At 60.3% G+C, this 13,275-nt stretch carries 11 protein-coding genes and 1 pseudogene; 9 read left to right on the forward strand and 3 right to left on the reverse strand.

From position 1 onward, the window contains the following. The first annotated feature begins 49 nt into the window (after positions 1-49). Positions 50-493: a hypothetical protein gene (locus tag ACXHRN_RS27245; protein WP_488642226.1), complete on the forward strand. Its 444-nt coding sequence runs from the start codon at positions 50-52 to the stop codon at positions 491-493. On the opposite strand, the gene ACXHRN_RS27250 is transcribed toward ACXHRN_RS27245, so the two are convergent. Together ACXHRN_RS27250 and ACXHRN_RS27255 are read right to left on the reverse strand one after the other, a co-directional pair. Continuing rightward, the gene (locus ACXHRN_RS27250) at positions 490-1,473 is read right to left on the reverse strand and encodes an IS1595 family transposase (protein WP_488642227.1); all 984 of its coding nucleotides are present in this window, start codon (positions 1,471-1,473) and stop codon (positions 490-492) included. The two genes, ACXHRN_RS27245 and ACXHRN_RS27250, sit on opposite strands and share 4 nt — an antisense overlap. 1,634 nt (positions 1,474-3,107) lie before the next feature. Then, positions 3,108-4,307: an IS256 family transposase gene (locus tag ACXHRN_RS27255; RefSeq protein ID WP_488638174.1), complete on the reverse strand. Its 1,200-nt coding sequence runs from the start codon at positions 4,305-4,307 to the stop codon at positions 3,108-3,110. Between the two features lie 54 nt (positions 4,308-4,361). On the opposite strand from ACXHRN_RS27255, the gene ACXHRN_RS27260 reads away from it, so the two are divergent. From ACXHRN_RS27260 to ACXHRN_RS27285, 6 genes are all read left to right on the forward strand, one after another. Beyond that, positions 4,362-5,315, forward strand: a complete 954-nt coding sequence (locus ACXHRN_RS27260; RefSeq protein ID WP_488642228.1) for a helix-turn-helix transcriptional regulator — start codon at positions 4,362-4,364, stop codon at positions 5,313-5,315. Positions 5,316-5,656: 341 nt separating this feature from the next. Further along, positions 5,657-6,685 carry a helix-turn-helix domain-containing protein gene (locus tag ACXHRN_RS27265; protein WP_488642229.1) on the forward strand — a complete coding sequence of 343 codons (1,029 nt, stop codon included), beginning with the start codon at positions 5,657-5,659 and terminating at the stop codon, positions 6,683-6,685. Between the two features lie 57 nt (positions 6,686-6,742). Continuing rightward, complete coding sequence (locus ACXHRN_RS27270) at positions 6,743-7,882, forward strand: efflux RND transporter periplasmic adaptor subunit (protein ID WP_488642230.1); 1,140 nt, start codon at positions 6,743-6,745, stop codon at positions 7,880-7,882. Next, positions 7,879-8,580, forward strand: a complete 702-nt coding sequence (locus ACXHRN_RS27275; RefSeq protein ID WP_488642231.1) for an ABC transporter ATP-binding protein — start codon at positions 7,879-7,881, stop codon at positions 8,578-8,580. Before ACXHRN_RS27270 ends, ACXHRN_RS27275 begins: the two co-directional genes overlap by 4 nt. After that, entirely contained in the window at positions 8,580-9,722 is a 1,143-nt protein-coding gene (locus tag ACXHRN_RS27280; RefSeq protein WP_488642232.1) for an ABC transporter permease, read from the forward strand. The genes ACXHRN_RS27275 and ACXHRN_RS27280 overlap by 1 nt, the downstream gene beginning before the upstream one ends. A gap of 5 nt (positions 9,723-9,727) precedes the next feature. Beyond that, a complete protein-coding gene (locus ACXHRN_RS27285; protein WP_488642233.1) occupies positions 9,728-10,927 on the forward strand; it encodes an ABC transporter permease in 1,200 nt (399 codons plus the stop codon). A 12-nt stretch (positions 10,928-10,939) separates the two neighbouring features. Here ACXHRN_RS27285 and ACXHRN_RS27290 read toward each other — a convergent pair. Then, positions 10,940-11,130 (reverse strand): annotated as a pseudogene (locus ACXHRN_RS27290) (recombinase family protein); the annotation flags it as partial. On the opposite strand from ACXHRN_RS27290, the gene ACXHRN_RS27295 reads away from it, so the two are divergent. Beyond that, positions 11,083-11,247: an integrase gene (locus ACXHRN_RS27295; RefSeq protein WP_488642234.1), complete on the forward strand. Its 165-nt coding sequence runs from the start codon at positions 11,083-11,085 to the stop codon at positions 11,245-11,247. The pseudogene ACXHRN_RS27290 and the gene ACXHRN_RS27295 overlap by 48 nt on opposite strands. Positions 11,248-11,938: 691 nt before the next feature. Further along, a complete protein-coding gene (fic, locus tag ACXHRN_RS27300; RefSeq protein WP_488642301.1) occupies positions 11,939-13,024 on the forward strand; it encodes a protein adenylyltransferase Fic in 1,086 nt (361 codons plus the stop codon). Positions 13,025-13,275 lie beyond the last annotated feature (251 nt).

Here is a 13,275-nt window from a genome sequence, read left to right on the forward strand (position 1 = left end):
TGGGCCGCCCGCTCGGCTACCGTGAGCGCAGTGTTTTCGGGGTCTGCGAATGGATGTCGTAGGTGAGTTGAAGCTGAAGAGGGTCGAAATCGACGGGCGCGTCAAGGCGATCCGATGTGAGATCGAGATGTTGGAAAGGCAGATGGCCGCATTCGACCAGGTGATCCGGGTCTATGAGCCGGACTATTCGCCGGACGGCGCGGCCTCTGCACCTGCGCGTAGCAGGAAGGCGCATTCGATCACCGCGTTGCTAAAGGGCGTCGACAAACGGGTTTTCCTCCTACGGACGCTGCGCGACGCCACTGCGCCTGTGACGACTGGCGATTGCGCCAAGGCGATGGCGGTCGACATGGGCTTGGCCGACGACGACCCGCGCCTTGGCGCGATCGGCAACGTTCTGTCTCGTGAGCTTGAGAAGCTCGTGAAGGGCAACAGGGCGAGGCATGTCGGTGTCGCCGACGGCGGGCGGCGGCTTTGGGAAATCGCCGGCTAGAGTTCCGCGGCCTTGTCCGGCGACACTCCGCCGACCCAAACGAGATCGGGAGGCTTGTTGCCCTCCCAGTATCCGCAGAGATTGCGCGACGTCCGCCGCGAGAGCGCGCAATGAACCAGTCCCCACATCTGGGTGCCGTTGTCGACGCGGCGGTTGTCCTCGCGCCAGGCGATCTCGGCCGCGTACCAGTCGAAATACTTGACCGAGAAGCGGTGATGGATGCCGACATAGGCGCGCTGGATACGCGAGAAGAAGCTCTCGATATGGTTGGTGTTCACGCCTTCGCCTGACTGGTATTCCTTGCTGTGGTTTACCCGCTTGAGCGTTTGGAGGCCTTCCAGGTCATTGTAGCTGAAGTGCTCGTCGGCGTGGATCGTCGATCCTTTCCGGACATGGTCTCGGACCAATGCCCAAGCCTCGTCGCCGTCTTCGGTGCGGATGACGCGGGTCATGGTGCGTTCGATGCCGCGTCCGAAGGGCGTCTTCTCCCGCATCGCGAGAACCGTCAAACGCTTGAGGTTCTGATGTCTCGCCTCTCGCCGATCGATGCGGTCTTCCTTCTTGTTCTCGGGTTTGATGTGGCCGCCGGCATACTTGCCGTCGATGTGAATCTCTCCCTCAAGCTCCATTTCCTCGCGCCGCTGGGCGAGCGCTTCGCGCATTTTCATCAGGAACACCCAAGCCGTCTTGTATTGGCATCCGAGTTCGCGGGAAAGCTGGCAAGCTGCCTTGCCCTTGACGCTGTTCACCGACAGCCAGAGGCCCATGAGAATGTCACGGAAAGCCATCTTGCGGAAGGCGAAGACGGTGCCCGAAGTGACCGAGAATTCCCTGCGGCAGGCCTTGCATTTGAAGCATTGGCGGCGGACTTCGTAGCATCGCTCGTGTCCGCACCGGATGCAGGTCGGCCGCCCGTCGCTTTCTGGCCAGCGCACCCGGCAGAATGCTTGGTAGGCTCGCTCCTCGGTGACGTCCCGCAACTGCCTCAGCGTGACGGTGCGGCACTTGGGCGAAAGCAGGAAGTGCTGGTTACCCCAGTATTTCTACCCTCCGGAGGACCTCCAGGGCGTTGGTGGCAGCGTCTGGGCAAACGAGGTCGATGGTGGAGGAATTAGTGACTTCCATGTTCAGCTCCTGCAGGCGGACGATACGACAGCGACGGCCCCAAAAGGGGTGGCAAAAGGTCAGCGCTCTATTCGTATCAATCTGAACATGGCCACCTCATACCGGGGGCGCGACTGAGAGTCGATCAGCGATCGTCTCCTATGGTTAATGCTCCTGAACCTTGTACGTCTAGCTTCAGCGGTGCTACGAGAACGGTTTTCAGCAGAAGCTGAACTGCGTTCCGGGTTCTGCGCCTCATTGCCGCGACGATTTGATGGATAGTCTTAACAGTTCGATCGGTGGGATGTGCTAAATGCTAATAATTCAAACTCGCGGCGTCGATGGCTGGTGCCCTGTTCCCGTCATGACATAACATAAAGAACGGAGGAACAATGTTTGAGCATCCTTTCAGCACGATCGAATTTAGTCGCTCCGCCAATTGGCCCATGCGCCCCTTGTTTACGCACTATTTGAGCATAATCGGGTACATTTTCATTGGTTTGTATCTGGGTTCAGCTCTCCTGGCCACATGCCTTATGCCTTTCTTGATTCTCTTCATTGCGCTTTCCATACCGGACCTCCTGGTCTACGGCGGCAAGGTTCACGGGCCACCCTTGGTTCTCTGCATAGGGACGTTGTTCGTCGCCGCAGGTGTGGTCGTCAGAATAGCGCAGTCTCGCTTACATCCGAAGACTGTCAGCGATAGCAAGTAACTTTGTCATTTTTTGTCGTTGACCGACGCGGACGATACGTTGACGGAATTGACGCGCCATCGCGCCATCTCATGGCATTAGTAAGCTCAAGCTAATATCCAAAATTCGCCTGGTGGGGGTTCCTACATAACTCCGCAAATGTGTGCGATGAATGCGAGCTTGAGGAACGAGAAACAGGCTGCACCTTGGCGACCGAAGCGACAGCTCCCATGCAGTAAATACCCTATCAATAGGGGGCATGGATTGGCGAAACCTCGGTCAGGTGATATTTTAGAACTCGCTAGCTAGAGCTGTTTGGCTGGAGGGGAGATGGCACAAGTTTTTGCTGATACCGCTGAGCAAGTCACCAGGCTTGTTGATCCGCCGCCGCTCGTCCCCGATACTTTTTCCGGCGACACGCGGTTGACACCGAGGTGGTGCAACTCGCCTTTCGAAACGCACCTCCCACCCCTCAAGCATCATGGCCGGTTCGGGCGGTCTGCGGTAGCTCTCGGGCGTATGCCTCAATTACGAGGCATCGACTTTTGCATCGCCTTGAAGGGATACGAACCGGCGACCCCGCATTACACGATCTTTGCAGTTGAGCGGACTCGGACTAGCGATCCTGAAGAAACAAGTCGCTGCTCCCACGAAATCAATGAGTTGAAGCGACATCGACGCCGTCAGCAACGCCATCGAGATGCCCTGGAGCGACCGACAGGCCGAAGGCCAGATCAACCGCCTCAAGAGATCGTGTCCCGTAGCGTGGTGTAGCTTTTGACAACCACGGTGTCTTCCGGTCTGGGCCGGAGGGAATATCAACGTGCCACGGCAGGCAAGTTGATGAGTGGATCATCGCTCATTTGGGCGATGGTTTCCAGTGTCATGTATCTTGATCGCTGGACGGCCCATTCGTCGTTCTGCTCCAGCAATAGCGCACCGACGAGACGGACGATGGCGTCGTCGTTGGGGAAAATACCGACGACCTCGGTTCGTCGCTTGATTTCGCCATTGAGGCGCTCGATGGGATTGGTCGAATGCAGCTTGGCCCAATGCTGCTTTGGAAAGGTCATGTAGGCCAGCACATCGTTCTCGGCATCGTCCATGAGCGCGGCAAGCTTTGGCACTTTCGGCCTGATCTGGTCGGCGACGCTGCGCCATTGCGTGCTGGCGGCCTCCGGCGTCTCCTGAGCGAACGCCGTGGCGATGAAGGCGGATACGACGCGCCGCCCGCTCTTTCCGGCATGGGCCAGGGCATTGCGCATGAAGTGCACCCGGCAACGCTGCCAGGTCGCGTTGAGCACCTTGCCGACGGCGGTCTTGATGCTTTCATGGGCATCCGAGACGACCAGCTTCACACCCCTCAAACCCCGGCGGGTCAGCTTGCGCAGGAACTCTGTCCAGATCGGCTCGGCCTCGGATGTGCCGATCTCCAGCCCAAGCACTTCACGGCGTCCATCGGTGTTGACGCCGACGGCGATAATCACGGCGACAGAAACGATGCGACCGCCGCGCCGGACCTTGAGATAGGTGGCGTCGATCCAGATGTAGGGCCATTCGCCTTCGATGGGTCGATCGAGGAAAGCCTTGACCCTGACATCGATTTCCTCGCAAAGCCGTGACACCTGGCTTTTGGAGATGCCACCCATGCCCATGGCTTTGACCAAGTCATCGACCGAGCGCGTCGAGATACCCTGGATATAGGCTTCCTGGATAACCGCCGTCAGAGCTTTCTCGGCCATTCGGCGCGGCTCCAGGAAGCTCGGGAAATAGCTGCCCGTCCGCAGCTTGGGAATGCGAAGCTCCACCGTTCCAGCCCGTGTTTCCCAATCACGGTCGCGATAGCCATTGCGCTGGGCGAGCCTGAGTGGCGTCTTCTCTCCATGCGCAGCACCCGTCGTATGGCCGACCTCCAACTCCATCAGGCGTTGGGCCGTGAAGCCTATCATCTCGCGCAACAAATCGCTGTCGGCGCTCTTCTCAACAAGCAAACGCAGGTTCATCATCTCGTCGGTCATCGGTGGTGTCCTTCAGGTTGGCTCTAAGCAACCCGACCCTACCGGAATTCACCGATGGCTATGAAACCCAGCTACACCACGCGCGGGGACACGATCGCTGGCCGCTGTCCCAGGACGCTGGCCGCCCAGCAAAAGGGCCTTAGGAACGGCGTCTGGTGGGATGGCGATTTTCTCGACCAGGCAACACTGAACAATGATGCGATTTTCCATGAGTATGCCCGATCCACGGATTTGCTCTACGCGGCGACGCGGCTGACCACCGAGTTCGATCCCATCGTGCCTTATGTCCTAGCGACTCCGCGGTCGATGACCGCCGGCGCTCCGGTGCAGGATGAGATGCGTATCTTTGAAATGCTGACCGGACACCTTGTTCGCGCTCTGCAGATTTATCAGAAATCGAACCAGGGAAATCCGGTCGGCGACGGTGTCGCCGCGCTTCTGAACCAACAGGATTGTGGCGTTTCCGTCATCGACATGTCGGGCAACGTGATATTCGTCAACGATGCCCTGCGGTCGCTGTCGGGCGACGGCATTCGCGTCAGCGGCAAACGTTTCGTCACCGCATCACATGCAGACCAGAAGGCCTTTGACAGGCTGGTCGCCGCCGCGCTGAAACCCGGCCCCGATTTGGCCGATACGGCACCTATCGCTCTTTCCCGGCCCTCGGGGAAACATCCGCTGCTGATGCAGGCCATGCCTTTTCGCCGGCAGGGTTCAACGCCGTTGTCAGCGTTGTTTCGCAGTGATTCCGGCGCGATCATCCTGATCGCCGATCCGAACCGGACCAGAAGGCCGGTCGGCTCGGAGGCCTTGAAGCTGCTCGGATTGACCGAGGCAGAGGCCCGGATCGCGATCCGGCTTGGAACGGGCGACAGCCCGGAAAGCATCGCCGATGTCTTCGGCCTATCCGTCGGCACGGTCCGAAATCACATGAAGCGTATTTTTCAAAAGCTGGATATTTCGCGACAAAACCAGCTGGTCGCATTTCTGGGCCGATTGACACTTTGAATTGCTGGCTAGCGGCGCTGGTTGCTGATAGCGCTCTCGAAGGCGTTGAGTGACCATCTGGCGAAGGCTGCCGCGGCACCGGCTCCGCAGACAGTAGCTGCTACCCATTCTCCGGCCCAGGCGTTTCATCGAGGAGCGAACTCGAGGGCAGAGCGCTAGGTTCCCGCTGGACAACGCTAAGCACGAGGCAGTGTGAGAGGGCAGGCAATTAGCTGCTGCGAGGCAGTTTCCGGCTTCGACACTACAATTTTAGACCTGAAACACGATCAAGGTCGCGAAAAATTATCCCGCATGCATGATAACAGAGACAGTCGCTCTATCATTCCTGCTGCGGATATTTCATGCCGTTCGTCCCACTCCCCTTCGTCGTCGCCATCCTACTGATTGCTCTGTTCATCGCCGTTGTAAGACGAGACGACGAGAGGCCTGCGAATCGTCCGTTTCTGGCGCTCATCCTCGTCAGTGTATTCCAATCGGTGCTCTCCGGCCTACGCTGGGGATATGGTGTGCAAGAGGTGATGTATCTTGCGCCGCTAGGAGCCGCCACCGTGCCGCCGCTTGCCTATGCGGGGGTAGTGGCTCTGGTGCGGAAGAACCACCAGCCGCTCTTGCGGCGCGTTGCTCTTCATGCCGGCCCCGCCGTGGTCATCGTCGTCCTGCTGGCGACGTGGCGGGACGCCATCGACGTGGCGCTCGTTGCGATCTTCGTTGCCTATGCGGTTGCGATCCTGCTCCTGATGAGGTCGGGGACGGATGCCTTGCGTCTCGCACCCTTCGAAGGGGCCGCGCCCGCTTACCGCGCGATCGTGTTTGCAGCCTTTGCGCTACTCTTCTCGGCGGCGGTCGATACCTTCGTGTTTCTCGATCTAGCCTGGACGCAAGGGGAATACGCTCGCCCGGCAATCGCCATCGGCAATCTTGCATTGCTCGCGATGCTGTCGATCGCGGCCGCTTCCGCCAGCGCAAGCCATAGGCCTGTCGAGACGGTCGACGTCGGGGCAACGCCCGAGTTGGCGGACGATAAGGAGACTATTGCCGCGGTTCACGCCTTGATGGAAACAAAGCGCGTCTACCGCGACGTCGATCTCAATCTCGACCGGCTAGCCCGCAAACTGGGCATCCCCGCCCGTCAGATTTCTGCGGCGATCAACCGGGCGACGGGCAAGAATGTCTCGCAATATGTCAATGAACACCGGGTCGCGGAGGCCTGCTGGCTGCTGGCAGAGACGGGCAGGTCCGTGACCGAGATTATGTTCGAGGTGGGATTTCAGACCAAGTCCAATTTCAATCGCGAGTTCCGCCGCGTCACCGATATGACGCCGATCGAATGGCGCGAGCGCAACGCCAAGCCGTCCTCAATCGCGATTTAGCACGGTCCAGAACGCGTTTCAGGTCTCGTTCCCGGTCCAGCCGGCCATCATTGCGGCATGAACACACATCTCGACCTTGGCACCGAACACGACCAAAAACTCGCCCGGACGCTCAAGTCGCTGTCGCTTGAGACAGTCGCCCACGACATAACCCTCCCGAAGCTAAGCTTTCGACGGCTCACTCTTTCACTTGGCTTTTCCGCATTTGCTGTGGCCACCGTCGTCGCCGTTGTCCTCTATCAACCGGATGTGGTTCGCCGTATCAAAACAATATTCGCTGCCGGGCCAGGTCTTACGAGCGAGACGACTAGCGACGAACCTTCTGCTTCTTCCGAAGAGGCGGATATACCGCATGATGCGCGGAACGCGGAACGATCCACCGTCCGTAAACCTGTTCCCGCCGCACGCGAAATTAATGGCTCCGGCTTCGTGGTCGCGCCGCGCATGACGACGGTTTTCTCCAAATACGAAGGCCGGATCACACACATTGCCGTGGAGGCGGGGGATCCCGTCGAGGCTGGCGAGGTTCTGGTCGTCCTCGATGATGCCGGCGCCCGCTTTGCGCTTGAACGGGCCAAAGCGGCAAAGGCTATGGCAGAACTCCAACTGACCGCCCGAACCATCGACCTTGCACAGGCCCGCGCCTCGCTGGGCCGTATCGAAATCCTCGCCGCCCGCGACGCTGCCTCCCGACAGACGCTCGAAGAGGCACGAACCGCCACGGCACAGGCATCAAACGCGGTGGCGCAGACACGGCAGTCTGTTAGCAGTGCCGATCTCTCTATTCGCATCGCCGAGGAACAGCTGGCCGAACTGACCGTCCGCGCACCCTTCGCCGGCACAGTCACGCGTCTCGACGCCCATATCGGCGACACGGTGCTGGCGCGGATCGACAGTGTGCGCGAAAGCCAGGGCCTGCTGACCATCACCGATACGACCAGCTTGGTCATCGACGCCGATGTGGCGGAGACCAACATCGCATCCTTCAAGCCCGGCTTTCGCGGCGAAGCGGTACTCGACGGGTTCCCTGACCGGCCGTTCACTGTTGCGATCTTACGTCTCGCACCCGTTGCTTCTGCCGAAAAGGGCACCATTGCACTCCGTCTGTCCCTCACCGATCCGCCCGAAGGCATACGGCCGAACATGGCCGCGCGCATCCGCATCCACTTCAACGACGCTGGAGACACCCCACAATGACCGACACACGAGAACCCTACATCTCACTTAGCGGCGTCAAGAAGGGATACCGCATCGGCGGGGAGGAGATTTCGATCTTTTCGGACCTGGACCTCTCCATCCCGCGCGGCGATTTCGTCGCCGTCATGGGGCCGTCCGGTTCGGGAAAATCGACCCTGCTCAATATGCTCGCCGGTATCGACCGGCCGGATGCCGGAACCTTGCGCATCGGCACCAGCCGGCTCGACCAGATGGGCGAGACCGCGCGCTCATCCTGGCGGGCGCACCACATGGGCATCGCCTTTCAATTCTACAATCTTCTGCCCATGCTCACCGCCGCCGAGAATGTCGAGCTGCCGCTGCTGCTGAAACCGCTGTCCGCCAAGGAGCGGCGCATCAGGGTCGAAAAAGTCCTCGACCTCGTCGGGCTTGCCGGACGGGAAAAGCAGTATCCGGCGATGATGTCCGGCGGCCAGCAGCAGCGCGTCGGCATCGCCCGCGCCATTGTCTCCGACCCGGCCCTGCTGCTCTGCGACGAGCCCACCGGCGATCTCGACCGCAAGTCCGCCGACGAGGTACTGGAAATGCTGGGTTTCCTCAACCGCGAGCTGGGAAAGACGGTTCTCATGGTCACCCACGACCCGCAGGCAGCGCTTTATGCAAAGCGGACGTTGCATCTCGACAAGGGGAATTTCAATGAAGAGAAGAGGGTCGCCTGATGACCTTCTTCGATCTCGTCCGAAAGAATGTCTGGCGGAAGCCGTTGCGCACCGTGCTTCTCATAATCTGCATCGCGGTCGCCTTCCTGATCTATGGCCTGACAGCCAGCTTGCTTGCCGGCGCACAAGGCGCATCTGCGGCCAGCGACGATATTCTCGGCGTCATGAGCGCCGGCGGCCGCACACAACCCCTGCCGATGGCGCATATGTCCCGGCTCGCCGCCAATCCAGATATTGCGGCACTGGCCTACATGACGCGGCAGCGCGGCTTCGTCGAAGTTGAGAAGAATGTCGTCGCCGTCAGCGCCGCTGACCCCGAACTGCTGATGGCCGTCAACGGCAAGGGTCTCGGGCTGACGCCGGATCTGATCGATGCGATCGGTGAGGCCCGCGACAAGGTGCTGGTCGGCCGTGCGCTGGCCGAGGCACAAGGATGGACGGTCGGCCAGCAGATCACGGTCACCGCCTTCGACATGGCGAAACAGGACGGCAGCCGCGATTGGCGCTTCGAGATATCAGGCATCTTCGAGGGCGAGAATGCCTCCACCGACACCTACTTCATCATCGCCCGCTACGACTACGTGAACGCCGCGCGGGCGAGAGGCAAGGATACGGTGGATGCCTTCATCGTCCGCCCTCGCGCGGGCATTCCGCCGGGGGAGCTCGCCGCTCGGATCGACACCCTCTTCGCCAACTCCGCCGCGCCAACGCGCACCCAATCGGAAAAGCAGTTCCTCGAAGCCTTCCTGCGCCAATATGCCGATATCGGCCTGATCGTGAACCTCGTCGTGGGGGCAGCCTTCGTCACCCTGCTGATGATTGTCGTCAACACCATGGTGTTTGCAGTGCGCGAACGCACCTTCGAGATCGGCGTGCTGAAGACGCTCGGCTTCTCGCGGTCCAGGATCATGGTGCTGATCCTCGGTGAGACCCTGTTCGTCTTCGCGGTCGGCGGCGGCATCGGCCTTGCCCTGGCCAAACTTGCGACGGCGCTGGCCGGCCAGGACCTCGGCCTGGTCTTTTCCCCGCTGTTAGCAGCCAAGGCGCTGGCCATCATCGCCGCACTCGGCCTTGCAACCGGCGTGCTGCCGGCCGTCAACGCGATGCGAACCCCCATCATCAAAGCCTTCAGAGCGAGGTAACCGCTATGTCCACCCACACCAAGCAAACGCTCGTGATGATCCGGGCCAATCTCTCCAGCCTGCCGCGCCGTCTCGCCATCTCCGTGTCGATGGCGCTGTCGGTCGCGCTGGTCGTCTGCGTTCTCGCCGGATTCCTTGCCATGGCCAAAGGCTTCGAGACAGCGCTGGCCGGCGCCGGCTCGCCGATGGTCGCCGTCGTCCTCGGCGGTGGCACCAATCAGGAGGCGGGCTCCGACATTCCGGCAAGCATCATCCGCACTTTGGACGCGATGACCGGCGACATGGGCGTCGCTCGCATTGCAAACGGCGATCTCGTTTCTTCCCGCGAAATCGTCGTGCCTGTCGATATCAAGGCGGCGGCGGACGGCACTACAAGGACGCTGGCGCTGCGCGGCATGGACGAGGCCGGACCCGTGATCCGCGACGGCATCACGCTCTCGCAGGGGCGTCTCTTCACGGCAGGTGCCCGCGAGATCCTCGTCGGCGATCGTCTCGCCAACGAATTCGGCCTTAACGTCGGCGACACGGTGCGGCTCGGCGCGGTCGACTGGACGGTCGCGGGCCATTTCTCCGCCCATGGCAGCGCGTTTGAATCCGAAATTTGGGGACATCTCGATGCGGTGCGCGCCGCCTTCGACCGTCAGGGTCAAGTCCAGAGCTTTCGCTTGCACCTCACCGGCCCCGCCTCGCTCGAACGCCTGCAGGAAAAGCTGGCCACTATCACCGGGACACCGCTGGTCGCCGTCTCCGAAGCCGACCTCTACGCCGCGCAGTCCGGGCGCACAGCAAGCCTGATTCGCCTGTTCGGCTGGCCGGTCGCGCTGCTGATGGCCGTGGGGGCGACGGCGGGGGCGCTCAACACGATGATGAGTTCGGTTTCCGACAGGACCGTCGAGATCGCCACCGTCCGCGCGCTCGGCTTCGGCCGGCTCTCGGCCTTTCTCGGAACGTGGGTCGAAGCGGTGATCCTCGCGAGTGCCGGCGTTGTCCTCGGCCTCGTCGCCTCATGGTTCGCCTTCAATGGCTGGCAGGCGAGCACCATCGGTGCGAACAACGCCCGCATGGCCTTTCAGCTCACCGTCACACCGGATGTCATGCTCACCGCTGGCCTGCTGGGCCTCACCATCGGCATCCTCGGCGGCGCACTCCCTGCCATCGCCGCCACGAGACTGCCGCTAACAGCAGCGCTTCGGGCACGGGGTTAGCGAACAATGTCTCTATTGGGCGGGTCGGGAAATGCCCAGACGGCGCACGTCCCGATAGGTTGTGGAGCGCCCAAGTCCAAGCTGTCGGGCTGCTTCAGCAGGCGGCGTTCTTGCCACGATGAGTTTGATCACTCCGAGATGAGACGTCTTCCGAAATGAGCGATGGCGCCAAACACGTGGAAGATCAGTTCGCCGGCGGCCGAAACGCGCGCGTACCCGAAGCGATGCTGCAGTCACCGCACAAGTCCGTTGCCCAGGCAGCGAGCTATTGCAACGACAGCGAACAGAAAATGGGCCGCGCCGCGCGCTTGATCGTTTAGTTGCGGCTGCCCGCTCCATACTTCCGAGGCATCTGTGGATCGCTGTCGTGGATTGTCGCTTTCGGAAACGCGTTGGGCCAGAGATTCAGTGGCGCCAGAGATTGACTCCTCCGTCACGCTTTGCTTGATTAGAACCTCTGGAGGGACGGCTATGGTCTATGATTGGGACGGTCAGCGGAAGCGACGAATTCATCTTATGCGGCTTGCGACTGCCGTGTCCATCGGCCTCATCCTGCCACTCGCGATCACCGCGTGGTCCTATGTCACCTGAGCAAGCGATCGGGTTCGCAATCGAAAATTACTCCTCACCGATCTGAGGGTGGCGGCGTTGCACCGCTCTCTGAATCAAGAGCTATGCATTCGGCCGGATCGTCATACTTATCGGTCGCTCGATAGCGATAGCACCTTTTGCCCGAATCTCACGCAGGTCTCATCACCTCAGATAGAGCCAGGATCCGGTTTGCGAAACCAGCGAAGCTGCTCTTGCGATCACCGGAGGCACCAGGTGGGGCACAGGTTTCGTCGCCCATACGACCGGGTGAACCCCACCAAGGCGGCTGGATGCGGCTCTCCCGCTCTTGCATCTCACGCGACGTGTCGATAAAAACGTATTTCATCGACACGTTACAAAAATGTGTCGCTGCCATCGACATATCGGAAAAACATGTCGACAAATCAGGAAAATCTCGACATGTCATTCCGACCGGACCGCCCATATAACGATTTGCCTCCCCCCCCCGTGACTGACATAGAATCCAAGGCGATCTTGAAGGCCTGTATCGGAGCTCGCGCCGCGATTGCCGAGTTGAAGATCGCTGGCCAATTGATCCCGAACCAGGCCGTGCTGATCAATTCCATACCCCTTCTCGAGGCGCAGGCGAGCTCCGAGATCGAAAACATCGTCACCACCACAGACCGTTTGTTCCGCTTTGCCAATGAAGGGGGGCAGGCTGACCCGGCGACAAAGGAAGCCTTGCGGTACCGTACGGCCCTGAGCCGAGGTTTCCAGTCGCTTAAGGAGCGCCCGCTTTCCACCGCAACGGCGATCGATGTCTGCCGCACGATCAAGGGCGTAGAGCTCGACATCAGGGCAACGCCGGGAACTGCCTTGATGAATGATGCCACGGGCGCGATCATCTACACCCCACCCGAAGGTCAAGCGCTGTTACGGGACAAACTCGCCAACTGGGAACGCTTCATTCACGAGGCCGAGGAATTCGACCCCCTCATCCGGCTTGCTGTCATGCACTACCAGTTTGAAGCAATCCATCCCTTCATCGATGGCAATGGCCGTACTGGCCGTGTCCTGAACCTGCTATACCTCGTCGATAAAGGACTTCTGGAAATTCCGGTGCTCTATCTTAGCCGCCACATTATCCGCAACAAGCGGACCTACTATGATTTGCTGCTTGCGGTGACTTCACAGGCGTCCTGGGAGCCGTGGATTCTCTTCATGCTCGAGGCGGTGCGAGAAACCGCCGAATGGTCGACCGCCAAAATCCGTTCGATCCGCGATCTTCTCGACCAAACGGGAGATCGCCTTCGCAGAGACGCCCCCAGGATCTATTCGCGCGAACTGGCGGAGGTGATATTCGTCAATCCTTATTGCCGGATCGGTGACCTGGTGTCTGCCGGCATCGCCCAGCGCCAAGCTGCATCTACGTATCTAAAGACACTTGTGGGCCTTGAAGTGCTTGCCGAGGTGAAAGCGGGACGCGAGAATCTCTATATCAACCCAGCCCTGCTCGCACTTCTCTCGGATCGAAATATTGGCTGATGTCACCAGTCGTTCCGTTTTACTGCCCCTCGCCGGCGACCAAGATGGCGAAACCACGCGCGCAATACCAAATGCGTGGCCGCCGACAGCCAATCGGCAACTGATGAAGATCGGGTAAATCACAGGAACGAAAAAGCCCGGTGCGGGAGGAGGTGCACCGGGCTCTTGAATGTGACCGACAACTGGGAGGAGGAGTGCTGTCCGTCTGATCGTGGCGGTTCGGGAGGAGGTGAACCGCTTTGATATAACGA

Source organism: Shinella sp. OV683, from assembly GCF_057787725.1.